25 protein-coding genes and 1 tRNA gene are annotated in these 23,066 nt (G+C 58.8%); 8 read left to right on the top strand and 18 right to left on the bottom strand.

All coding sequences use genetic code 11. The annotated features are described in order from the left end of the window. Positions 1-247: 247 nt before the first annotated feature. Complete coding sequence (locus AC07ZE_RS07945; protein WP_207263045.1) at positions 248-1,165, top strand: DMT family transporter; 918 nt, start codon at positions 248-250, stop codon at positions 1,163-1,165. Between the two features lie 96 nt (positions 1,166-1,261). Then, entirely contained in the window at positions 1,262-2,197 is a 936-nt protein-coding gene (locus AC07ZE_RS07940; RefSeq protein WP_207263043.1) for a LysR family transcriptional regulator, read from the top strand. 3 nt (positions 2,198-2,200) lie between these two features. On the opposite strand, the gene AC07ZE_RS07935 is transcribed toward AC07ZE_RS07940, so the two are convergent. The 8 genes from AC07ZE_RS07935 to dapA form a co-directional block, all read right to left on the bottom strand. Beyond that, positions 2,201-2,566, bottom strand: coding sequence for a 5-carboxymethyl-2-hydroxymuconate Delta-isomerase (locus AC07ZE_RS07935; RefSeq protein WP_207263041.1), 366 nt, complete (start codon positions 2,564-2,566; stop codon positions 2,201-2,203). A gap of 57 nt (positions 2,567-2,623) precedes the next feature. Continuing rightward, positions 2,624-3,550, bottom strand: a complete 927-nt coding sequence (locus AC07ZE_RS07930) for a LysR family transcriptional regulator (RefSeq protein WP_207263039.1) — start codon at positions 3,548-3,550, stop codon at positions 2,624-2,626. Between the two features lie 170 nt (positions 3,551-3,720). Further along, entirely contained in the window at positions 3,721-3,912 is a 192-nt protein-coding gene (locus AC07ZE_RS07925; protein WP_207263037.1) for a YegP family protein, read from the bottom strand. Between the two features lie 185 nt (positions 3,913-4,097). Next, positions 4,098-4,187 (bottom strand) — tRNA-Ser (locus AC07ZE_RS07920). Between the two features lie 84 nt (positions 4,188-4,271). Next, positions 4,272-4,985, bottom strand: a complete 714-nt coding sequence (gene purC / locus AC07ZE_RS07915) for a phosphoribosylaminoimidazolesuccinocarboxamide synthase (protein WP_095195488.1) — start codon at positions 4,983-4,985, stop codon at positions 4,272-4,274. A gap of 28 nt (positions 4,986-5,013) precedes the next feature. Further along, positions 5,014-5,772 carry an MBL fold metallo-hydrolase gene (locus AC07ZE_RS07910; RefSeq protein ID WP_207263035.1) on the bottom strand — a complete coding sequence of 253 codons (759 nt, stop codon included), beginning with the start codon at positions 5,770-5,772 and terminating at the stop codon, positions 5,014-5,016. Positions 5,773-5,776: 4 nt separating this feature from the next. Further along, positions 5,777-6,892, bottom strand: coding sequence for an NlpB/DapX family lipoprotein (gene bamC / locus AC07ZE_RS07905; RefSeq protein ID WP_207263032.1), 1,116 nt, complete (start codon positions 6,890-6,892; stop codon positions 5,777-5,779). Between the two features lie 17 nt (positions 6,893-6,909). Further along, positions 6,910-7,788: a 4-hydroxy-tetrahydrodipicolinate synthase gene (gene dapA / locus AC07ZE_RS07900; protein ID WP_095195485.1), complete on the bottom strand. Its 879-nt coding sequence runs from the start codon at positions 7,786-7,788 to the stop codon at positions 6,910-6,912. Positions 7,789-8,116: 328 nt separating this feature from the next. Here dapA and AC07ZE_RS07895 point away from each other — a divergent pair, with 328 nt between their 5' ends. Then, positions 8,117-8,677, top strand: a complete 561-nt coding sequence (locus AC07ZE_RS07895) for a glycine cleavage system transcriptional repressor (RefSeq protein ID WP_056856013.1) — start codon at positions 8,117-8,119, stop codon at positions 8,675-8,677. Positions 8,678-8,687: 10 nt separating this feature from the next. Then, positions 8,688-9,161 (top strand): peroxiredoxin, encoded by a 474-nt coding sequence (locus AC07ZE_RS07890; protein ID WP_175390309.1) that lies wholly within the window; start codon positions 8,688-8,690, stop codon positions 9,159-9,161. Between the two features lie 125 nt (positions 9,162-9,286). Here the strand turns inward: AC07ZE_RS07890 and AC07ZE_RS07885 are convergent, their stop codons facing one another. Further along, positions 9,287-10,357 (bottom strand): AI-2E family transporter, encoded by a 1,071-nt coding sequence (locus AC07ZE_RS07885; RefSeq protein ID WP_207263030.1) that lies wholly within the window; start codon positions 10,355-10,357, stop codon positions 9,287-9,289. A gap of 30 nt (positions 10,358-10,387) precedes the next feature. Next, positions 10,388-10,627 (bottom strand): sulfurtransferase TusA family protein, encoded by a 240-nt coding sequence (locus AC07ZE_RS07880; RefSeq protein ID WP_095195482.1) that lies wholly within the window; start codon positions 10,625-10,627, stop codon positions 10,388-10,390. 98 nt (positions 10,628-10,725) lie between these two features. On the opposite strand from AC07ZE_RS07880, the gene AC07ZE_RS07875 reads away from it, so the two are divergent. Continuing rightward, positions 10,726-12,159 carry a M48 family metalloprotease gene (locus AC07ZE_RS07875; RefSeq protein ID WP_207263028.1) on the top strand — a complete coding sequence of 478 codons (1,434 nt, stop codon included), beginning with the start codon at positions 10,726-10,728 and terminating at the stop codon, positions 12,157-12,159. A 79-nt stretch (positions 12,160-12,238) separates the two neighbouring features. On the opposite strand, the gene AC07ZE_RS07870 is transcribed toward AC07ZE_RS07875, so the two are convergent. The 4 genes from AC07ZE_RS07870 to rpoE form a co-directional block, all read right to left on the bottom strand. Then, a complete protein-coding gene (locus AC07ZE_RS07870) occupies positions 12,239-13,666 on the bottom strand; it encodes a DegQ family serine endoprotease (protein WP_207263026.1) in 1,428 nt (475 codons plus the stop codon). A gap of 177 nt (positions 13,667-13,843) precedes the next feature. Continuing rightward, positions 13,844-14,803, bottom strand: coding sequence for a MucB/RseB C-terminal domain-containing protein (locus tag AC07ZE_RS07865; RefSeq protein WP_207263024.1), 960 nt, complete (start codon positions 14,801-14,803; stop codon positions 13,844-13,846). An 8-nt stretch (positions 14,804-14,811) separates the two neighbouring features. Next, a complete protein-coding gene (locus tag AC07ZE_RS07860) occupies positions 14,812-15,399 on the bottom strand; it encodes a sigma-E factor negative regulatory protein (protein ID WP_207263013.1) in 588 nt (195 codons plus the stop codon). 31 nt (positions 15,400-15,430) lie between these two features. After that, a complete protein-coding gene (rpoE, locus tag AC07ZE_RS07855; RefSeq protein ID WP_003172477.1) occupies positions 15,431-16,012 on the bottom strand; it encodes an RNA polymerase sigma factor RpoE/AlgU in 582 nt (193 codons plus the stop codon). A gap of 557 nt (positions 16,013-16,569) precedes the next feature. Here rpoE and nadB point away from each other — a divergent pair. Next, a complete protein-coding gene (gene nadB, locus AC07ZE_RS07850) occupies positions 16,570-18,186 on the top strand; it encodes an L-aspartate oxidase (RefSeq protein ID WP_207263011.1) in 1,617 nt (538 codons plus the stop codon). On the opposite strand, the gene AC07ZE_RS07845 is transcribed toward nadB, so the two are convergent. Together AC07ZE_RS07845 and AC07ZE_RS07840 are read right to left on the bottom strand one after the other, a co-directional pair. Next, positions 18,155-18,607, bottom strand: a complete 453-nt coding sequence (locus tag AC07ZE_RS07845; protein ID WP_207263009.1) for a protein YgfX — start codon at positions 18,605-18,607, stop codon at positions 18,155-18,157. The two genes, nadB and AC07ZE_RS07845, sit on opposite strands and share 32 nt — an antisense overlap. After that, positions 18,591-18,845, bottom strand: a complete 255-nt coding sequence (locus AC07ZE_RS07840; protein ID WP_007898624.1) for an FAD assembly factor SdhE — start codon at positions 18,843-18,845, stop codon at positions 18,591-18,593. The genes AC07ZE_RS07845 and AC07ZE_RS07840 overlap by 17 nt, the downstream gene beginning before the upstream one ends. A 149-nt stretch (positions 18,846-18,994) precedes the next feature. On the opposite strand from AC07ZE_RS07840, the gene ygfZ reads away from it, so the two are divergent. After that, positions 18,995-19,936: a CAF17-like 4Fe-4S cluster assembly/insertion protein YgfZ gene (gene ygfZ / locus AC07ZE_RS07835; protein ID WP_207263007.1), complete on the top strand. Its 942-nt coding sequence runs from the start codon at positions 18,995-18,997 to the stop codon at positions 19,934-19,936. A gap of 35 nt (positions 19,937-19,971) precedes the next feature. Beyond that, positions 19,972-20,793 carry an HDOD domain-containing protein gene (locus AC07ZE_RS07830; protein WP_207263005.1) on the top strand — a complete coding sequence of 274 codons (822 nt, stop codon included), beginning with the start codon at positions 19,972-19,974 and terminating at the stop codon, positions 20,791-20,793. Between the two features lie 93 nt (positions 20,794-20,886). On the opposite strand, the gene AC07ZE_RS07825 is transcribed toward AC07ZE_RS07830, so the two are convergent. Next, positions 20,887-22,275, bottom strand: coding sequence for a sensor histidine kinase (locus AC07ZE_RS07825; protein ID WP_207263003.1), 1,389 nt, complete (start codon positions 22,273-22,275; stop codon positions 20,887-20,889). Beyond that, positions 22,268-22,939: a response regulator gene (locus AC07ZE_RS07820; protein ID WP_075947499.1), complete on the bottom strand. Its 672-nt coding sequence runs from the start codon at positions 22,937-22,939 to the stop codon at positions 22,268-22,270. The genes AC07ZE_RS07825 and AC07ZE_RS07820 overlap by 8 nt, the downstream gene beginning before the upstream one ends. Between the last annotated feature and the right edge of the window lie 127 nt (positions 22,940-23,066).

The following is a 23,066-nucleotide window of genomic DNA, read 5'->3' as shown; positions in this document are numbered from 1 at the left end:
AATTTTTTGTGAAAAATAAGCCAACGATTAGTTGGCAATGGAAAAACGATTAAGACTTTCAGCTTATTTGAGAATGGTTCAGCTCGGGTTCAGCCCCGGGTAATATTTTTCTCCTCCACGCCCTGAGCCCGGCCGTTCTATCGGTAAACGGAATATTTGATTTCCAAATACCGGTGTGGACTTTTTGATTTGCCGCCTCCGGCAGGTGCGCGCCTAATCGGGTCCCTGCAAACCAGGAAATCCCACCATGAAACACAACGGTTTCGCCGTCGCTCACGCCGGCATGTTGCTTTGGGCCTTGCTGATCGCTGCCTCGTTTGCCGCTGCGGCGCAGGTCAGTCAAGCCATCGACCCGATCCTGCTGACTGGGTTGCGTCTGCTGTTTTGTGCCCTGGTGTTTTTGCCCCTGCTACTGATCAAAGGCGATAGCCCCATCACTGCCCGTGGTCTACTTGGCCATGGCGTGCTCGGTTTGTTGCTGGCGGTGTATTTCGGCTCGCTGTTTGAGGCGTTGCGCTACACCTCGGCGGTCAACACCGGAACGATGTTCACTCTGGTGCCATTGCTGACCCTGGCTTTTGAAGCGGTATTGATGCCCGACAGCCATCTGAAGCAACGGGTGGCACCTATGCTGATTGCCGCTGTCGGGGCCGTGTTGCTGGTGATGAAAGGCACCGGCCCGGGCGAACTGCCCTCGCCGTATGCATTGTCGGTGTATGGGGTTGGTTGCCTGGCGTTGGCGCTCTATTCGCCCCTGAGCCAGCGACTCAAGGCCGGCAGCCTCAAGGGGCGCGGACCGGTGGGCATGACCTTCTGGAACATGCTGTTCGGTGCGCTGTTTCTGCTGGTGTTCTGCGGCTCCAGTGGCGGCTGGCGTTCGGCGTCATTGCTGGCTATGAGTGATTTTTACTGGCTGGTGTACCTGGCACTGTTCGCCACCCTGGCGACTTTCTGGCTGCTGCACCGGGCCATTGGCGTGATCGCTCCGTCCTCGGTGATTTCCTATATCTACCTGAGCACGTTGTTTATCACGTTGTTTCACTGGTTCTGGTGGCGCCAGTCACCAATGCCGCTGGAAGTGGTGGGCGCAGCGTTGGTCGGGATCGGAATGCTGGCACTGTTGCTGTCCAGCCGACGCGCGATACCCGTCACGATCCAGAGTTGATTACTGACAGGACGTTTTCCTCGCTCCTGCATTCCGCTAGGATCAATCGCACAAGATTGCGCAGGTCAGCGCAACGAGCACTTCGAGACGGAATGGATGCTGAACAGTAACGTGCTAAGAAAGCTGGATATGCAGGACCTCATGGTGTTCGTCGCCGTGTACGAGCAAAACAGTGTCACCGAGGTTTCCGAGGCACTGTGTGTCAGCCAGTCCACCGTGAGCTACTGCCTGAAAAAACTGCGCAACAGCTTCGAAGACGAGCTGTTCATCAATACCCGCACGGGTATGCGCCCCACTTATAAAGCCGGCAGCATGTACCCCCACGTGCTGAAGATCCTCGAAAGCATCAACCTGTGCCACGCCGGGGCGTCAGCGTTCGATCCAACTTCGCAGCCAGTCACCTTCAACATTTGTGCCCCGGAATACTTCGAGCAGTTGATCCTGCCGCGTCTATTGAAGGACTTCGCCTTCGCCGATCTGCCGGTAATGATCAATATGCACAAGCTGGAAACCGACATCCCGGCCGAGGCACTGCGTGATGGCAGCCTCGACCTGGTGATTGGATTCGGCCCGAACTTTCATCGCAGCCACGGCGACTTCAACACCAGGACACTACTCAGAGATGACCTGGTTTGCGTCTTCGACCCACGCGCCACCCCGCCGGAGACGTGCTTGAGCCTGAAAACCTTTGTCGAGCGCCGGCATGTGTACCCGACCCCCTGGATGTCCACCACCAACATGGTCGACGGCTGGTTGGCGCAGCAAGCCCGGCAACGACAGATTGTCGCGCGGGCCAATAGCTACAGTGCGGCGCTGAAGATGATCACCGGCACCGATTTGATCCTCACGCTGCCGCGGCGTATCCAGCAATTGCTGGCCAAGGAGCCCCTCTTCGATCACCGTGAAGCGCCCAATGGCCTGCCGGGATTTACCCTGGACATGCACTGGAGCCAATGCGTCGATCAGGACAGCGCCAACACTTGGTTGCGCGGGAAAATCATCAAGGCCTGCGCCGAGCCGGAAATAACCTGAAACTCAAGGGCCGATGGCGGTCTTGGTGTATGACTCGCGATCGATGTCGAGGATTTCCACACAGAGCTGGACTTCAACCCCCGCCGGCCACTCACACAGATCCTTCACCACCGCCAGCAGGCTATCGGACAGCTGCTGCTTGATTTGCGGCGAGCGGCCACTCAAGAGCGCCAGCTTCACATGCACGAACGCCCGCTCGGCCAATGCCGTGCCGACCTTGAACGTATCGACCCTCACCGCCCGACTCTTGATGTCGAACTCGGCACCGAATTGACCGGAGGCCACCAGCGTATTGTTAAGCCGCATCAACGCCACATCGGTGTTCAGTTCAGGCAAGTTGGCGGTGTATTCCAGATGCAGGTGAGGCATGGCATAACTCCTGTAGGTCGGTGGAAAGTTCGTACGTGTAACACAAAGCTACCCAGTTCACTGGGACAGCGAGAAGAGATTGCGCTCCCCCATGAACGCCTCAAGTCGTGAACGCAGCCAGCGTTCGGCGGGATCGCTGTCGACATGACTGAGCCAGACCATGGATAACTCAAGGGTCGGGGTCTTGAACGGAAACGGTTCCTTGAACAATTGCCCAGATGCCGCCATCGCCTCGGCGGTGTAATCCGGCAGGCTGGCAATCAGGTCAGTACCGGCCAGCAACGCCGGCAACGAACTGTATTGCGGCACCGATAGCACGACCTGACGCGAACGGCCGATCTGCGCCAGCCACTCATCGGCAAAACCGCTGACATTGGCGATATGCGATACCAGCACATGCGGGCGCGAGCAATATTCATCGACGGTCAGCGGCGTATCAGAGGCATCGGCACGCAGCACGGAAGGATGGATGTGCCGCAACAATTTGCGCTTGGCGTTGGCCGGCAGACCGCGCGTCTGGGTGATACCGACCGTGATATCGCCCGCCGCCAGCAAGTCGGGAATCCGCCAGTAATCGACACTCTGCACCACGAACACCACCTTCGGCGCTTCCTGGCGCAACGCACGCAGCAAGGGCGGTAACAGCGCATATTCGACATCGTCCGACATACCGATGCGAAAGGTCATCGTGCTGCTGCTCGGGTCGAAATCGTGGGTCAGGCTCAATGCCACCGACAACGAATCCAGCGCCGGCGACAGGTGCCGAAAGATCTCCTCGGCCCGCGCCGTCGGCTCCATGCGGTGGCCGACGCGAATGAACAACGGATCATTGAACATCGTACGCAAGCGGTTGAGCGCCGAACTGATGGTGGGCTGACCAAGAAACAACTTCTTCGCCACCTTGGTGACATTGCGCTCAAGCATCAGCGTTTCAAACACCACCATGAGGTTGATGTCGGCCTTGCGTAGTTCATTGCGATTCATCCATTGGCCCCGCGCCCTTTAACTGCCGACAGTTTAGGGAGGTGTCGCAATCGGCGTCTATGCGACCTGAGCGAATCGCCTCAAGCATTTGCGTTTATTGCGAAAATACTCAATGAGAGCGCCCGACTGAAACGAAGCCGCTCTGATTGAGCAGCTTCACCACCGGAAGTCTAGATCTCCTTGACCGGGGTCTGATCGCAAGTCCCCTTGATCAAACTGATGGCATGCACGCAGTCAGACTTGTTGACGTAAGCCTCACCACTGGCAACCGTTTCATGATTCCCCGCCCGCAAACGCCACCGCCATTGGCCCTTACCATGCTGAACGGTGCCACGGGTTTGCCTGTAAATCTCAAAATACATTATTCGCTCCTTGCGATTACTGGTTACGGCAGATCAGTGATCTGCGAAAAACAGAGTAGCGGAGGATTTTTTGGGAGGGAGTGATTGAGTGTCAGGGGGTATTTCGGGGGGAAAGCCTGGATCGCAGGAAACCACGCACAACAAAAAAGCCCCGTAACTTTTCAGCTACGGGGCTTTTCAATGTATGGCGGAGAGATAGGGATTCGAACCCTAGGTACCGGTGAAGGTACAACGGATTTCGAATCCGTCCCATTCGGCCACTCTGGCATCTCTCCAACGGCGCGCATCATAACAACACTTTCGCCGGAAGCGAACCCCCTTTCGCGAAATATTTCTGTGCTATCAGATGCTTGCGTCGGTTAAAGCGGTACGCCCAGACGCTTGGCCACTTCTTCGTAGGCTTCGATGACGTCACCGAGGCCCTGACGGAAGCGGTCCTTGTCCATTTTCTTCTTGGTGTCCTTGTCCCAGAGGCGGCAGCCATCCGGGCTGAATTCATCGCCCAGCACGATGGAGCCGTCACTGAACACACCGAACTCCAGCTTGAAGTCCACCAGTAGCAGGCCAGCGTCGTCGAACAGTTTGGTCAGCACTTCGTTGACCTTGAGCGACAGTTCTTTCATGCGAACCAGTTGCTCAGCGGTACCCCAGCCGAATGCCACGACGTGGGATTCGTTGATGAACGGGTCGCCCTTGGCGTCGTCCTTCAGGAACAGTTCGAAGGTGTAAGGGTTGAGCTTCATGCCCTCTTCAACACCCAGGCGCTTGACCAGGCTGCCGGCAGCGTAGTTACGCACGACGCACTCGACCGGGATCATGTCCAGCTTCTTCACCAGGCACTCGTTGTCGCCCAGCAGTTTGTCGAATTGAGTCGGCACGCCGGCTGCTTCGAGTTTCTGCATGATGAAGGCGTTGAACTTGTTGTTCACCATGCCTTTGCGGTCGAGCTGCTCGATGCGCTTGCCGTCGAACGCCGAGGTGTCGTTGCGAAACAGCAGGATCAAGCGGTCAGCGTCGTCGGTCTTGTAAACCGACTTGGCTTTGCCGCGGTAGAGTTCTTCACGTTTTTCCATGATGGGCTCCGCTTGCTAAGTAGATGGGCTAGGCGATATGTCGCCAGTCGAGCCCTGAATCTTGATCGGCCAGTTGCAGCCAGTCCGGGTCGCACCCGAGGGTGTCGACAAAACATTGCCGGGCCAGCTGCGGCAGGTTGTTCTTGCTGCTCAGATGGGCCAGGACCAGGTGTTGCAGGCCTTGCCAGCCCAACTCGGCCACCAGGAATGCCGCCTGATGGTTGTTCAAATGTCCCAGTTCACCGCCCACCCGCTGCTTGAGAAAGTACGGGTAGTGACCGCGAGCCAGCATGTCACGGCAATGGTTGGCCTCGATCATCAGTGCATCGAGATCCCGATAGCCGTCCAGTACCCTGCTGCAATACGAGCCCAGGTCGGTCAACAGGCCGAAGCGCCGTTGGCCGTCACTGAATACATATTGCGTCGGCTCTTGCGCATCGTGGGCCACGGCAATGACGCCAATGCTCAAGTCGCCGATCTGCAGTTGCTCACCGCCCGCCAGAAAGCCCGCGGGTTCGACGGGTTTGCGCATCCCGCGCAAGGTGCCGCGACTGAGGTAGACAGGCAGATTGTAGCGCCGAGACAGCAAACCCACGCCATGCACGTGGTCGGCATGTTCGTGGGTCACGAGTATCGCGCTCAGCTGCGCAGGGTTCACACCCAGGCGCAGCAGGCGTTTTTCGGTTTCCCGCAGGGAGAAACCACAATCCACCAGCACGTACGTATCAGCGCTGGCTATCAGCGTGCCGTTCCCTTGGCTACCGCTGCCGAGAACGGCAAAACGCATGTGATCAGCCCAAATTGTCCTGAATCACGGTCAACACTTTGCGCGCCACGTCAGCCGGCGCCACGGTGTTGATGTTTTTCTCGACGGTGACCTGAACACTATCACCCACCTTGCTTAGGCGAACCTGATAGCGCTCGGCGCGGGCTTCGACTTCTTCCTTGTCCGGTTTGCTGCCGAACAATCCACTGAAGAAGCCTGGTTTGTCGTCCTTCTTCTCGGCTTTTTCCGCCAGGTTGATGTAGTACAGGCCCAGGCTGCGGTTAATGTCTTCAACACGCCACTCGCCCTGCTCCAGCGCACGACCGACGCTCGACCATGCACGATCCAGGTCGGAACCGACGTTCAGGACAGGGTTGCCACTGCCATCGACGTTCAGGCTGACACGGCTCGGAGTGTCGAAGTCACGGGAGGCCAGCATGGAGACCGAACCGCCCTTCTCCGAGATGCGGCTCATGCTCGCGAGCATGTCGTCGACCAGTGCCGCGTCCAGGCCGGTATTGACCGAACGATTGGTGAAAGCCACGTCGGCAGCACTGCCGGCAGGACGTTCGGCACTGACCACGTAGACTTCACTGGTATTGCGCTGAACACCCGGTTCGATACGTACCCGCACGCGAGTTTCGCTGTCAGTGCTGACGCCCGCCGCGCTCAGGCGCTTGGCCATGGCTGCCGACAGCTCGTCGGAACGCTGCCAGGTGGTGGTGAATTCGCCGGTTTGCGGGCGTTGCTCGTCCAGGCGGAAACCATTGTCCTGGAAGAACTGCACGGCCACGGGCCAGACTTCTGCCGGAGGGTTCTGCGCCAGGATCGAACGCGAATCACCGCTCTTCTGCAAGGAATAAGCGCTGGCGTCGGCGGCGGCCGACAATGGCTGTGGCCGAGGAACAACGTATTCACCCTTGGCAGTGTCATCGGCCACGTTGCGCGGGATCGGCAACAGCGGATCCAGACGCTTGGCGGTGCTGACATCCGGTGGCAGTTGCATCGGTGCAGTCTGTTGCGCTTCCAGGTAATCGCTACCACGGTCACGGAAATAACCTTCCGGGCCCCAGATCCATCCGCAGCCACTGGTGCTGGAGATAATCAAGGCAAGTGCGGAAAGTCCGGCCATTCGCTTCATGCGTAGTACTTCCTCAATTAAACCAGGACGCCGGACAGGCGCATGGCCTGGCGCAGCGGTTCGTGACATTCGGCGCTGAGCCAGGTGAGCGGCAGACGGATACCGTCCGGCATCAAGCCCATTTCATGCAGCGCCCATTTCACGGGGATAGGGTTGGATTCGATAAACAGGGTTTTATTGAGCGGCATCAGCTTTTCATGAATGGCACGCGCCTTCTCGGCATCGCCGTTGAGGGCTGCGATGCACAGGTCGGCCATTTCGCGCGGGGCGACGTTGGCGGTGACCGAAATATTACCCTTGCCGCCCAGCAGGATCAGCTCGACTGCGGTGGCATCGTCACCGGAGATCACCAGGAAATTGCTGCTGACACCGTCGATGATGGCTTTGGCACGCTTCAGGTCGCCGGTGGCTTCCTTGATGCCGATGATGTTCTTGACGGTGGACAGGCGGATCACGGTCTCGGCCTGCATGTCGCACGCGGTACGACCTGGCACGTTGTAGAGGATCTGCGGGATATCGACGGCTTCGGCGATGGCCTTGAAGTGCTGGTACAAGCCTTCCTGGGTCGGCTTGTTGTAGTACGGCGTGACCAGCAGGCAGGCGTCGGCGCCGGCGTTCTTCGCGTTGGTGGTCAGCTCGATGGCTTCGCGCGTCGAGTTTGCGCCGGTACCGGCGATCACCGGAATGCGACCATTGACCTGCTTCACTACACGCCGGATCACTTCGATGTGTTCGTTCACATCGAGGGTGGCCGATTCACCTGTAGTGCCGACCGCCACGATGGCGTGGGTGCCGTTTTGCAGGTGAAAGTCCACCAGTTTGCTCAGGCTGTCCCAGTCGAGATTACCTTGTGCATCCATGGGTGTGACCAGTGCCACCATACTGCCCGCAATCATGCAACCGCTCCTGCCGGAAAAAGAGAGCCGTAATGGTACTGGCGCCAAGATGCTTGTACAAGCGAAGTACTGCGCTGCCGCCATTCCCCTTGGCGTCGCTTTTCGCTACCCTTCAGACTTTGATCGGTACTGACAAGCTCGTACGTCGGGTTTGAGCCTCCATTTTCGGCATCACAAGCCCCATTCCAGCGTTGCCACCGCCCGCTCCTGCCATACTGGAGCACGTTGCAACCTGCGCCCGGGACTTTCTGAATTCGCATCCGCAGGCTCGCCCCCGGCAAAACAAGCCGATAGAAGTACCGACCGCTCATCGCTTTAGGAATGCTGCATGTCCACCCCCACAGTTCGCGAACAATTCCTTGTCATCAGTGCCCTCGGCGCCAACCCCATGGAGCTGACTAACGTCCTGTGCCGCGCCAGCCATGAAAACCGCTGTGCCGTGGTCACCTCTCGCCTGACCCGTCATGGCGAGTGCAGTGCGCTGGTCCTCGAAGTCTCCGGCAGCTGGGACGCCCTGGCACGCCTGGAAGGCAGCCTGCCGGTGCTGGCAAAACGACACGCCTTCACGGTCAACGTGGTGCGCAGCGCGGCCCTGGAGAACCGTCCCCAGGCCCTGCCGTACGTCGCTTATGTCAGTTCGGCTTACCGCTCGGACATCATCAATGAGCTGTGCCAGTTCTTCATGGACCACAACGTCGAGCTGGAAAACCTGACCTGCGACACGTATCAGGCTCCGCAAACCGGCGGCACCATGCTCAATGCCACCTTCACCGTGACCCTGCCGGCCGGCGTGCAGATCAGCTGGTTGCGCGATCAGTTCCTGGATTTCGCCGATGCGCTGAACCTTGATGCGCTGATCGAACCGTGGCGCCCACAAAACCCAATGTAAGGAAGCTTTCATGGCCGTTGCCATCGATCAACCGGTTGCCGACTTCGAAGCCCCTGCCACCAGCGGGCAAACCGTCAGCCTGGCGGCACTCAAAGGCAAGCAGGTGGTGATCTACTTCTATCCGAAAGACAGCACGCCGGGCTGCACCACTCAAGGTCAGGGCTTTCGCGATCAGCTTGAAGCCTTCAAAGCGGCCAATACCGAAGTGTTCGGCGTGTCCCGCGACAGCCTCAAATCCCACGAGAACTTCAAGGCCAAGCAGGCGTTCACGTTCGAGCTGATCAGCGACAAGGAAGAAGCGCTTTGCCAGCTGTTTGACGTGATCAAGTTGAAGAAGCTGTACGGCAAGGAATACATGGGCGTGGATCGCAGCACGTTCCTCATCGACAAAAATGGCGTGCTGCGTCAGGAATGGCGCGGTGTGAAGGTGCCGGGGCATGTTGATGCGGTATTGGCGGCTGCTCAGGCGCTGAACAAGGCCTGATTGATCGCACGCCCGCTCAGGCGCCTTCCCGGGCAGGCTCGGCTGCGCATTAGTGTTGTGTTCAACACAAACTTACCTGCTCGCGAAGAGGCCACGAACCTCACCGAACAAACCAGAGCCACCCGTTACAACAACGGCGCAACTATTGGCTCTTTGCGCGGCCACGCGTCCAGCACGGCCTTGAACAGGGTCGCCAGGGGAATCGCGAAGAACACCCCCCAGAACCCCCACAACCCGCCAAACAATAACACTGCACAGATGATCGCCACCGGGTGCAGGTTGACCGCTTCCGAAAACAGCAACGGCACCAGTACGTTGCCGTCCAGCGTCTGGATGATTCCGTAGACCGCCATCAAATAGATGAACTGATCGCTCCAGCCCCACTGAAACAGCGCGATCAACAGCACTGGAACGGTCACCACCACGGCCCCGACGTAGGGCACCACCACCGACACACCGACCAGCAACGCCAACAGTGCCGCGTAGTTGAGCTCCAGAACGACGAAGGCGATGTAAGTCACACCACCACAAATGAAGATCTCGATGACCTTGCCGCGAATGTAATTGGCGATCTGCCGGTTCATTTCATGGGCGACACGGGTGATCAGCGCTCGCTCGCGAGGCAGGTAGCCACGCACCCATTGACCGATCATCGCCCGATCCTTGAGGAAGAAAAACACCAGAATCGGCACCAGCACCAGATAGATCATGATGTTGACCAGCAGCGGCAGGCTCGACAACGAGAACGTCAGCGCCCATTGCCCAAACTTGCCAATCTCGCCCCGCGCCACTTCGATGGCTTGCAGCACCTGCTCGTCGGACACGAGATGCGGATAGCGTTCCGGCAGCAGCAATAATAGCGACTGCCACTTGGCGAGCATGCCCGGCAACTCGTTGAACAAGGTGATCAGCTGGTGCCAGAGCAGCGGCACCACGACCACGATGAACACCAGCAGCACGCCCATGAACAACGCAAAGACCAGCCCCACCGCCACCGCGCCCGGCACACGCAGGCGCTCCAGGGTCAGCACCAGCCCTTGCATCAGATACGCCAGCACCATCCCGGCCAGTACCGGCGCCAGCATGCCGCCCAGGGTCAGCACGGCAGTGAACGCCAGGACCAGCAGAACCGCCAGAACCACGGCCTCTTCGTCGGAGAAGTAGCGCTGAATCCAGTCGCGTAACACTTTGAACATCAATAATCCTTAAGAACAAATGCCGCAGGTTCAGGCTTTTTTCAACCAATAGCGGTACACGCCCGCCTCATCTTCTTCGCGAAGCAGCGTATGACCGGCCAATCGGGCAAAGGTGCGAAAATCGCGCTGCGAGCCCGCATCGGTGGCAATCACCTTGAGCACCGCACCACTGACCATACGGTTAAGTTCCATCTTGGCCTTGAGCAACGGCAACGGGCAATTCAAGCCACTGGCGTCCAGTTCAACGTCATGGGCTACAGCGTCGGTCATTGCATCACTCCGGTTCAGGTGGTTGAGCTGCCTAGAATATCTGGTCGCGAGGCTGGTGTCCGGCTACAGTAAGGTCTTTGTCGACTAAGGCTTTGTGCATGACTTTTTTGCGCCCTACCCTGCTGACGCTCGCTTGCCTGCTCGCCTCACCGGGCTTCGCCGACGACCTGCCGTCACTCGGTGACGCCAGTTCTGCCATCGTCTCGCCGCAGCAGGAATACCAATTGGGCCGCGCGTGGCTGGCCCTGTTGCGCAGCCAGGTGTCGCAGCTCAACGACCCCCAACTCAAGGACTATGTCGAATCCAGCGTCTACCGGCTGGTGGAGACCAGCCAGGTCAATGACCGTCGCCTGGAGTTCATCCTGATCAACAGCCCGCAACTCAACGCCTTTGCGGCGCCGGGTGGGATTGTCGGGGTGAACGGTGGCTTGTTCCTCAACGCCCAGACTGAAGGCGAATATGCCTCCGTACTGGCTCACGAATTGGCTCACTTGTCGCAGCGCCACTTTGCCCGTGGCGTTGAAGCACAGCAGCGCATGCAAGTGCCGATGATGGCCGCGCTGCTGGCCGGCATCGTGATTGCCGCGGCCGGTGCCGGCGATGCCGGGATCGCCGCCATTGCGGGTACGCAGGCTGCCGCGATTCAGGAACAGCGGCGTTTCTCACGCCAGAACGAACAGGAAGCCGACCGTATCGGCATCCTCAATCTGGAAAAGGCCGGATACGACCCGCGTTCGATGCCTTCGATGTTCGAACGCCTGGGCCGTCAATACCGCTTCGACGCCAAGCCACCGGAATTCCTGCTGACTCACCCGGTGACGGAATCGCGTATCGCCGACACCCGCAACCGCGCCGAACAGGCCAGACCGGGCGGTATCGAAGACACCCTGCGCTATCAGCTGATTCGAGCACGGGTCCAGCTGATCTATGAGGAAACCCCTGGATTGGGTGCCAAGCGTTTTCGAGCGCAACTGGATGAAAATCCGAAAAGCGATGTCGCTCGCTACGGCCTGGCAATCGCCCAGATCAAGGGTGGACAGTTGAACGAAGCCCGGGAAAATCTAAAGCTACTGCTGGCCAAATCGCCGAACGAGATCATTTACAACCTCGCGCAAATCGATCTGGACATCACCAACAATCGACTGGCGGACGCGCAAGGCCGGGTAGACCGAATGCTGACCCAGTACCCCGGCAACTATCCGCTCAACCAGGTGCGCGTCGACCTGCTGCTGAAACAGAATCGCGCCGCCGATGCCGAAAAAGCGCTGGAAGGTCTGCTCAAGTCGCGTCCGGACGATCCGGACGTGTGGTACCAGGTGGCCGAGACTCGTGGTTTGTCAGGCAACATCATCGGCCTGCATCAGGCACGCGCCGAGTACTTCGCTCTGGTCGGTGACTATCGCCAGGCTATCCAGCAACTGGATTTCGCCAAACGCAAGGCAGGCAGTAACTTCCCGCTGTCGTCGCGAATCGATGCCCGTCAGCGAGAGTTGATGGAACAGGAGCGGATGATCAAGGACATGATGGGCTGACGGCTTCGGAAATCATTGATTTTCATGCACAAAAAAACCGCCTCTTTCGAGGCGGTTTTTTATTTAGCCAGCAACCGGATTATTCAGCCAGTTTGAACGTAATGAAGCTGGCACGACCTTGGCGCAGAACCCGCATCGACACCGAACGATTCTTCGGCAACGCCTTGGCGATGTCGGTGAATTGCTGAGTGGACTCGATGGCCTGATTATTCAGGTGAGTAATCACATCGCCCGGCTGCAAGCCGATCATGGCAGCAGGACCGTCCTGAACTTCCTTGATTACCACACCGCCTTTGAGGTCAAAGGCTTTCTTTTGCTCCGCGGTCAGTTCGACGACGGAAACACCGAGACGATTACTGCTGCTCTCGACGCCCGATTTCGGTAGCGTACCCAGCTCTTTGTCTTCGTCTGGGATAGCGCCAACCGTCAGCTCGACGTTCTTGCGCTTGCCTTCACGAATCACTTCCAGGTTGGCCTTGGAGCCAGCCTTCAGCGCACCCACCAGATGTGGCAGATCGGCGGACATCACGATGGGTTGACCATTCATGGTCAGGATCACGTCGCCGACTTGCAGGCCACCCTTGGCTGCCGGGCCGTCATCCTGGATCTGGGCGACCAGGGCACCGGCCGGCTTATCCAGGCCGAACGACTCGGCCAGATCCTTGTTCACTTCCTGGATCACCACGCCCAGCCAGCCCCGGCTGACTTTGCCACCGCTTTTCAGCTGATTGGAAACGTCCATGGCCACATCGATAGGAATCGCGAACGAGACGCCCATGAAGCCGCCGGAACGGGTGTATATCTGCGAGTTGATCCCGACCACCTCGCCATTCAGATTGAACAGCGGCCCACCGGAGTTACCCGGGTTGATCGGCACGTCGGTCTGGATGAACGGCACATAGTTTTCGTTCGGCAGGCTGCGGCCGACGGCACTGACGATGCCTTGGGTCACCGTGTGGTCAAAGCCGAAAGGCGAACCGATCGCCACGACCCATTGACCGGCTTTCAGGTCCTGGGACTTGCCGAGTTTCAGCACTGGCAGATCCTTGCCTTCGATTTTCAGCAGTGCCACGTCGGAGCGCGGGTCGGTGCCGATCAACTTGGCTTTCATTTCGCTGCGGTCAGCGAGACGGACGAGAATCTCGTCGGCATCGGCAATCACGTGGTTGTTGGTCAGGATGTAGCCGTCAGGCGAGATGATGAAACCCGATCCCAGGGACTGGGCTTCACGCTGACGATCGCCGCGGGGCGTGCGCGGCTGTGGCGGCATGCCACGCTCAAAAAACTCGCGCAGCATCGGCGGCAAGCCTTCGAGATCGGGCATCTGCTGGTTCACCTTGCGGTCCGGCAGTTTCTGCGTGGTACTGATATTCACAACTGCCGGCGAAGCTTGCTCGACCAGCTGCGTGAAGTCAGGTAATTCGACCGCTTGTGCAGCGACCGCCTGACCGAGCACCAGCACGGTGGCAAAAATGGAGAGATAAGACTTCAAACGTGGTATCGACATACGGCTCCCGTTACGACGAGCATGGTTAAGCGATATGGATCAATGAACACCGGGAAAGATACGCCGGTATTTTTGTTCCGGGAACAACAAACAAGGCCAGAGCCGAGGGCTCTGACCTATAAAAAATTTGGGAGGGATTTGCAAACTGAAATGCTCACGAAACATTTCGATTTAAGCTCACTGCTTGCTGGCAGCGGCATCAGTACGCATGGATAACGCAATTCGTTCCGCGGTACCTGCCGGAATTTCGCCTACCACGGTCACCATCATCTCGCCTTGTGGTGTGGTCAAGCGCCTGGAAACCGCAACGGTGGGACCCAACTGAGTTCGAGTGTCAATGACGGCAGCGCCATTCAAAGGCTCCAGGAACACCGAAAAACGCGCCAGGCCATCATCATAGAGCAGGCTGCTGACCTGTGTTTTGGTTTGCGGATCCTTGCGCGCCGAACTGCTCGTCAGCTCAAAGCCGGGAGGCAACCAATCCGAATGCCAGACCTGTGCAGCTTTGATCGCCGAGGCCTTGTCGCTGGCAAGGTTGATTGGCTTGCAATCAGCGCCAGGCTGCAAGTCACTGTCGGAGGGAGCATCGACGGTATTGAGTTGCGTGAATTGGAAGCGCTCCAGCAACTGCCCTTTGTCGTTAAGTAGTAACGATTTGAGCGGCAGGCCGGTTTCCTTATCCAGATGCAGTTCAAACCCGTAACGGTGTTGATCGCGAGGCGTCAGTGAAACAATCACTGCCGCACGCCCGGCCACGCGCGACTTGCCGATGACAGCAAGGTCATACCAGTTCTTGAGCTTTTGTGGATCGAGTGCACGAGCTGCGGAGTTTGGCGAATCCCCCAGCCCGGCTATCAGGGTGCCGCTGACGCATTGAGTATGTCCATCAATGCGTACGACTTCCTGCGCTGAGCCGTCGAGCTGGAGCAAACGCTCGCGGACTTTGCCATCCTGGACGCGGTGCCAGATGTTATGGGTAGAAAAACTACCGTTACGCTCGTAGACAAAAGTACCGTGAAAGCTTTGCTGCTGCTCGGCCTGACCAAGACGGGTCAACCAGTCCTGAGCGTCATCGGCGTGGGCTGGAACAACAAACCAGCCACTAAGCAGAAGCGAAAGTAGAGGTATGGCGCGCATGATCCTCCTTAACGGTTTTCCAGGCTTGCTGCACGAGCGTAAGGCAGAGCGCTCTCAGTACCTTTCAGTGCAGCCTGTTGAGCGTGTTGGCGCAAGTAGCTCGGCAGACGTTGATCGTGCCAGCCCGGCTGACCTTGCAATACACCGCTGGCCATAGGGCCAGTGGATTCCGAACCCTCATTATAGCCTGCCAGAACGGCCGGGCCTTTTACTTGAGGAGCAGCCAGATTCTGTTGGGTGGACTGCTGCGCCAGTTCGACACCAGCGATCTCATCCTGATTGTACAGACGAACACCTGCCAGTACGGCAACGGTCACCGAAGCAGCCACTGCCAGGCGACCCAGGCTGCGCCATGGACCACGGGAGACTTTTGCCGGAACGGTTTCGTCAGCCAGAGCTGCAGAGACGGCCGCTGCGATATCCAGGCGTGGAAGCAACAGATCCTTGTGCATCGCTGCCCGAGCGATCTGATAACGAGCCCAGGTTTCACGGGTTTCAACATCGTCGCAGGCACTCAGTACCCGACGCAATTCCAATTCGTCCGCTTCGTTATCCATCACTGCGGACAGCGATTCCTGCAGGGCTTCCCGACTCATGGCGTTCCTCTCTTGGCTGTCGCCGCTGTCTTTAGTTTTCCTGCAACAACGGCTGCAGGGCTTTATCGATGGCCTCCCGGGCGCGGAAAATCCGGGAGCGCACGGTGCCCACCGGACATTGCATGACGCTCGCAATGTCCTCGTAACTCAGACCATCGAATTCACGTAAAGTTAAAGCCGTACGCAAATCTTCCGGCAGTTGCTGAATGGTTCGATGGACGGTGCCTTCGATCTCATCCCGCAGCAAAGCCCGTTCTGGCGACTCGAGATCCTTGAGGCCATGATCGCCATCGTAGAACTCTGCATCCTCGGAACTGACATCGCTATCCGGCGGCCGACGGCCGCGTGAAACCAGATAGTTTTTCGCCGTGTTAATGGCGATGCGGTAAAGCCACGTATAAAACGCACTGTCTCCGCGAAAATTTCCAAGTGCGCGATACGCCTTGATAAAGGCTTCCTGCGCCACATCCTGGGCTTCATGGGTGTCGTGCACGAAACGCACGATCAACCCGAGAATTTTGTGCTGGTATTTCAGCACTAGCAGATCGAAAGCACGCTTGTCGCCGCGCTGAACGCGTTCGACCAGTTGCTGATCCTCTTCCTGGGTTAGCATGAACACTCCTCGATAAGCTCGGAGGAGGCTTGCATCACTAAACGACCGGGCTTGCAAACATAGACTCGGGCTTTTCGCAAAAGTTCTCCCCCTCCAGGCAAGTTTCCTGCGGCCTCTGAACCGGCACACACGAAAAGCGCAGCGCGAGATGCCCCGGCTGCGCGAATAATCTTGTCATCGGATTCACAACAAGGATCCAATTGCAGACCCTCCACTGAAACCGACACTGTCCCTTTTATCAGGCAACCGTCTATTGATCTTGGGCCTTTGGCAAAAGTTCCAAATATTTATAGCTGTGCGAAACCGACATTGTGCAACCATGAAGCGAAAAAGACTGTTAAATCCACGATACAGTCTTCTAGTCGCCGAACGACCCATTATCCATCCGACGAAGCGTCCGGTTTTTTCCGTCACAGTAGTTTCACAATGCCATATGGACCCGGCTATTGTGCCGCTCCCCCCCTCTATATACTAGTGGGCTGTGCGGTTGCCTGACCTTGAATGTCCAGATGTCCAGCGCCTCCCCCAAACCGGGTCGCCTTGAGCGGAATCCTGAAATGAGCCAACAGTTTCAACACGATGTTCTGGTAATTGGCAGCGGTGCTGCCGGCTTGAGCCTTGCGCTGACCTTACCCGGTCATTTGCGCATCGCCGTACTGAGCAAAGGCGACCTCGCCAACGGCTCGACGTTCTGGGCCCAGGGCGGCGTTGCTGCCGTGCTGGACGACACCGACACTGTCGAATCCCACGTCGACGACACGCTCAATGCTGGCGGTGGCCTGTGCCACGAAGACGCCGTGCGCTTTACCGTCGAGCACAGCAAAGAAGCGATTCAATGGCTGATCGATCAGGGCGTACCCTTTACCCGCGATGAACAGTCCGGCACTGAAGACGGCGGATTCGAATTCCACCTCACTCGTGAAGGCGGCCACAGTCATCGACGGATCATTCATGCTGCCGATGCCACCGGCGCGGCCATTTTCAGGACATTACTGACCCAAGCCACGCAGCGGCCAAACATCGAACTGCTGGAACAGCGGGTGGCTATTGACCTGATCACGCAAAAGCGCCTCGGACTCGAAGGCGACCGCTGCCTGGGTGCTTATGTGCTCAATCGCGGCACCGGCGAAGTCGACACCTACGGCGCCCGTTTCGTGATCCTCGCTTCCGGCGGCGCAGCCAAGGTCTACCTCTACACCAGCAATCCCGACGGTGCGTGCGGTGATGGTATCGCCATGGCCTGGCGTTCGGGCTGTCGGGTGGCGAACCTGGAATTCAACCAGTTCCACCCCACTTGCCTGTATCACCCGCAAGCCAAGAGCTTCCTGATCACCGAAGCCCTGCGCGGCGAAGGTGCGCACCTGAAACTGCCCAACGGCGAGCGTTTCATGCAGCGCTTCGATCCAAGGGCCGAACTCGCCCCGAGGGACATCGTCGCACGGGCCATCGACCATGAAATGAAGCGTCTGGGCGTCGATTGCGTTTACCTGGACATCAGTCACAAATCCGAAGCGTTCATCAAGTCGCACTTCCCGACCGTCTACGAACGCTGCCTCGAGTTTTCCATCGACATCACCAAACAACCGATTCCAGTGGTGCCGGCGGCGCACTACACCTGTGGCGGCGTCATGGTCGACCAGCAGGGCCGCACCGACGTGCCGGGGCTGTACGCGATTGGCGAAACCAGCTTCACGGGCCTGCACGGCGCCAATCGCATGGCCAGTAACTCCTTGCTGGAATGTTTTGTTTACGCCCGTTCGGCGGCGGCGGACATCATGGAGCAGCTGCCGCAGGTTTGTGCCCCTGTCGCCCTGCCCGCATGGGATGCGAGCCAGGTGACCGACTCTGATGAAGACGTGATCATTGCGCACAACTGGGATGAACTGCGGCGTTTCATGTGGGACTACGTCGGCATCGTGCGTACCAACAAGCGCTTGCAGCGTGCCCAGCATCGCGTACGCCTGTTGCTCGACGAAATCGACGAGTTCTACAGTAACTACAAGGTCAGCCGGGACTTGATCGAACTGCGTAACCTGGCCCAGGTCGCCGAACTGATGATCCTGTCAGCCATGGAGCGCAAGGAAAGTCGAGGCCTGCATTACACACTCGACTACCCGAACTTGTTGCCAGTGGCCCTGGACACTATTCTGGTGCCGCCCACCTACGCCGACTGAACTTGAGCCGGACCCGCAGGCGTCGGTGCAGATCCGCCGCCTGCGAATCCCGGGGCACGCAAATGGCCCTGACTCGCCGCTCACCGCGCAAACGAAAACGCAGCACAACCAGCCATGGCAATGCCAGGCTGTCCGGCCTCATCTGCACCGGCTGCCACCCCGCTGCCTGACTCCATAGCTGCCAACCCTCGGCGTCGCGTCGCAAGCCACGGAACGCATGTGGATGCGTCAGCATTATCTGACGCGGCAGCGTCCAGGCGGCGTGCAGCAGGCAGCAAAAAGCGCCGGCCAGACAAGTCCAAAGCGGAATGGAAAGCAGAAACAACGACCCCAGCACAGACAACTGGGCCAAAAGATAGGCCGCCAGCAAATGCCGTGAGGCATGCCAGCGGCATTCGAACGAATTACTTGGGCTGGACACGATCCAGGATCATGCGAACCATGCGCTGAAGCTCTGGATCTTCCGATTCGGCACGCTCCATGAACCAGCCGAACATGTCCTGATCTTCGCATTCGAGCAACCTGACGTAGCAGGCGCGATCCACTTCGTTGAGGTGCGGATAAACCTCTTTCACAAACGGCACCAGCAACACGTCAAGCTCAAGCATGCCGCGGCGGCTGTGCCAGTAGAGGCGATTCAGTTCAACATCTTCGACCATGGAGCGCTCCTCAAATAGGCCGCAAGTATACAGCCCCGCGCCTCATCGAACAGTCGGCTTTGGTCGGTCACCGACGATCCTTTGTGAACTACCCATTTCGAGGGCGCCCCCTTATCATGTCCGCCAGACTCTTTACCCTGCGATGACCCATGGCCGATTCTGCTTTTTTCTGCACGCTGTCTCATGAAGGTGTTCTGGCGGTCCGCGGCGCGGACGCCGGCAAGTTCCTGCAAGGCCAATTGACCTGCAATCTCAATTACCTGAGCGACACCCAGGCCAGCCTCGGTGCGCGCTGCACGCAGAAAGGCCGGATGCAATCGAGCTTCCGCATTCTGTTCGAAGGCGATGGTGTGCTCCTGGCCATGGCCCGTGAACTGCTGGAACCGCAATTGGCGGACCTGAAGAAGTACGCAGTGTTCTCCAAGTCCAAGTTGACCGACGAAAGCGCCGCCTGGGTTCGCTTCGGCGTTGAACAGGGTGATGCAGCACTCAATAGCCTCGGGCTTGGGTTACCGGCAGAAACCGACAGCGTTGTGCGCCACGACGGACTGATCGCCATTCGCGTTTCGCCTGATCGTGCCGAGCTGTGGGTCGCCGCCGATCAAGCCGATGTCATCAAGGGCAAACTGTCCGCCTTGCTGGACGAAGGTGATTTGAACCAATGGCTGCTGGGCCAGGTCCGTGCCGGAATCGGCCAGGTGATGCCGGGTACCCGCGAGCTGTTCATCCCGCAAATGCTTAATCTGCAAGCCGTCGGTGGCGTGAGTTTCAAAAAAGGCTGCTACACCGGCCAGGAAATCGTCGCGCGCATGCAGTACCTGGGCAAACTCAAGCGTCGCCTGTATCGCGTGCAATTGGATGCCAGCGAACTGCCGGAACCCGGCACACAACTGTTTTCCCCAAGCCACGCCAGTTCGATCGGTGAAGTGGTGCTGGCTGCCAGCGCCGGTCAGCACATCGAACTGCTGGCGGTGTTGCAAGCCGAAGCGGCCGAGGCCGGTGAGATCCACGTCGGCGCGCTTGACGGCCCTGCCCTGCACTTGCTCGACCTGCCTTACCAACTGGACCGTGACCGCGAAATCCAGCGTTAACCGCAATACTTTGTTGCGACACCTAGAGAAACGAAATGAGTGAGCTGGCGGAAAAGGTCCAGAGGGATTTGGTTGAGGCCATCGATAATGATGACCTGGTTCTGCCGACATTACCGGAAGTGGCTTTGCAGATTCGCAAGGCCGCTGAAGATCCGGAAATCAGCATCAGCAGCCTGAGCAAAGTGATCGGCCGCGATGCCGCGCTGTCGGCGCGCCTGATCAAAGTGGTCAATAGTCCCTTGCTGCGCGCCACCCAGGAAGTCACCGACTTGCACACGGCGATCACGCGCCTGGGCATCAACTACAGCAGCAACCTGGCCATTGGCCTGGTCATGGAGCAGATTTTCCATGCCCGTTCCGAAGTAGTGGAACAGAAGATGCGCGAAGTCTGGCGCAAGAGTCTGGAAATCGCCGGCGTCAGTTATGCATTGTGCCGCAGCTATACCCAGCTCAAGCCCGATCAGGCAGCCCTTGGCGGGTTGGTGCATCAGATCGGTGTACTGCCGATCCTGACCTACGCCGAAGATCACTACGAACTGCTGTCGGACCCGGTCAGCCTCAACCATGTGATCGATCACATTCACCCGTTGCTCGGCGACAAGCTGCTCAGGGTTTGGGAGTTTCCGGACATGCTGGTGCAAGTGCCGCAGCTGTACCTGAATTTCAAGCGACAGTCCGGGCAAATTGATTACGTTGACCTGGTGCAAGTGGCCAGCCTGTATTGCCACAAAGACACTGAACACCCGATTTCGCGCATTGATCCTTTCAGCGTGCCGGCTTTCATCAAGCTCGGGATCGATCCGGACAACAAGACAATGTGCGCCGACCTGGAAGAAACGCGCTCGATGTTTTACTGATCGTTGCCCCTTCGCGAGCAGGCTCGCTCCCACAGGGATTGTGCTGCCACATAGATCCAGTGTGGGAGCGAGCCTGCTTGCGAAGAGGCCGCCTCACTCCCCGGCAATAAAACTCACCCGTACTTTCAACCCCGCCCGCTCGCCATCGTGCAGGCTGATCTGTGCCAGATGCGCGCGGCAGATCTCGCCGACAATCGCCAAGCCCAAACCTGATCCGGCCACTTGCTGGTTGCGGCGGTAAAAGCGCTCGAATACCCGGTCACGCTCATCCAGGGGAATGCCCGGGCCGTCGTCCTCGACCTCCAGCACCGCCGGCGCCGAGACCCGCAGAATGACGTTGCCGCCTGGAGGCGTGTGGGCCAGCGCGTTATCCACCAAATTGCTCAACAGCTCGTTCAACAAGGTCGGCTCGCCCCGCAGCCATACCGGCTCGTCCGCTTCCAGCGCCAGCGCCACGCCACGCTTATGGGCCAGCGGTGCCATCGCCATGCCCAGTTCACGCGCCAGTTGACTCAGATCCAGCAACTGCGCACCGCCCTCGGCAATCGCCCGGGCGCCATTTTCGACCCGCGCCAGCGAGAGCAACTGGTTAGCCAGATGGGTCAAGCGATCGGTGCTCTGAGCGGCGTTTTCCAGGGTACTGCGCCAGGTTTCGGGCTCGTTCGCCCGCAGGCCAAGTTCAAGTCGCGCCTTGAGGGCTGCCAGCGGCGTACGCAGTTCATGGGCGGCATCGGCGATGAATTGCGCCTGACGCTCGAATTGCTCACGCAGGCGTTCGGTAAAGTGATTCAGCGCACGCACCAGCGGCCACAGCTCACGCTGGACTTCCACCAATGGCAACGGGCGTAAATCATCAGACTGCCGCTCTTCCACGGCCGTGCGCAAGCGCTCCAGTGGACGCAGCGCGGCGCTGACGGCAAACCACACCAACAGCAGTGCACCGACCGCCAGCATGCCCAAGCGCAGCAAGGTATCCGCCGCCAGGCTGCGCGCCATGCTCACCCGCGCCTCATCGGTTTCGGCGACACGAATTTCCGCCATGCCATTCATGTTCGGTTCGCTGACCGGCTTGAGCAGGCTGACCACCCGCACGTTCTGCCCGCGATAGGTGGCGTTGTAAAAACGCGCCAGTGCCGGGTAGTCATCGGTGCGCGGAGTTCCGGGAGGGGGCGCGGGAAGGTTTTCGTAACCGGAAATGAGGTTCTGGTGGATGTCGTTGACCAGGTAAAAAATCCGCCCGGCGCTGTCGTAGGCGAATGTATCCAGTGCCACGTAAGGCACGTCGGCACTGAGCGTCCCGTCACGCTGTGAAACACCCGCCGCGATGGTCCGCGCCGAGGCCAGCAAGGTCCGGTCATAAGCGGTGTCGGCAGCCTCGCGACCATTCCAATAGGCGCTCAAGCCGCTGGCCAGCATCAACACCACCAGCAACAGCGCCAGGTTCCACAGCAAGCGCCAGCGCAGGCTGCTGGGCTTATGCATCGCGGCTTTCCAGCAAATAACCGAGACCGCGGAAAGTCACGATGGCGACGGGCTGACCGTCAAGTTTCTTGCGCAAGCGATGCACATAGATTTCGATGGCGTCGGGGCTGGCCTCTTCGTCGAGACCGAAGACCTGAGAGGCCAGTTGCTCCTTGCTCATCACCCTGCCGGGACGAGCGATCAGTGCTTCGAGCACGGCCTGCTCGCGGGAAGTCAGGGTCAGCAACTCCTCACCGAGGGTGAAGCGTCGGGTGTCCAGGTCGTAGGCCAGCACGCCACACCGTTGCAGCCGTTCACCGCCCAGCACGCTGCGACGCAGCAAGGCTTTGACCCGGGCTTCGAGTTCGGTGAGCTCGAAAGGCTTGGCCAGGTAATCGTCGGCGCCGAGGTTAAGGCCGTGGACACGATCCTTCACATCACTGCGTGCGGTCAGCATCAGCACCGGCAAGTTCTTGCCCCGCGCGCGCAGGCGCGCCAGCACTTCGAAACCATCCATGCGCGGCAGGCCGACATCGAGGATCGCCATGGCGTATTCCTCACTGCCCAGCGCCAGGTCGGCAGCTACGCCGTCGTGCAGCACATCCACCGTCAGCCCGGTGCTCTTGAGCGCCTGGGCGACGCTTTCGGCGAGCTGCAGATGGTCTTCGACGAGCAGAACACGCATGGATCTTTACCTCATTCAGGGATGGTCGACGCCATTCTTTGGCGCGGAGTTTACAGCCACCTCCGCTGCTGTGAAGCCCGCAAAGCCGTTAAAGCCTGATGAAAGGTTAGCGAAAGGTTGGCTGGTT

The organism is Pseudomonas sp. GW101-3H06, assembly GCF_059424605.1.
Note: the sequence above shows the minus strand (reverse complement) of the source record. Positions and strands in the feature narration are given on the sequence as shown.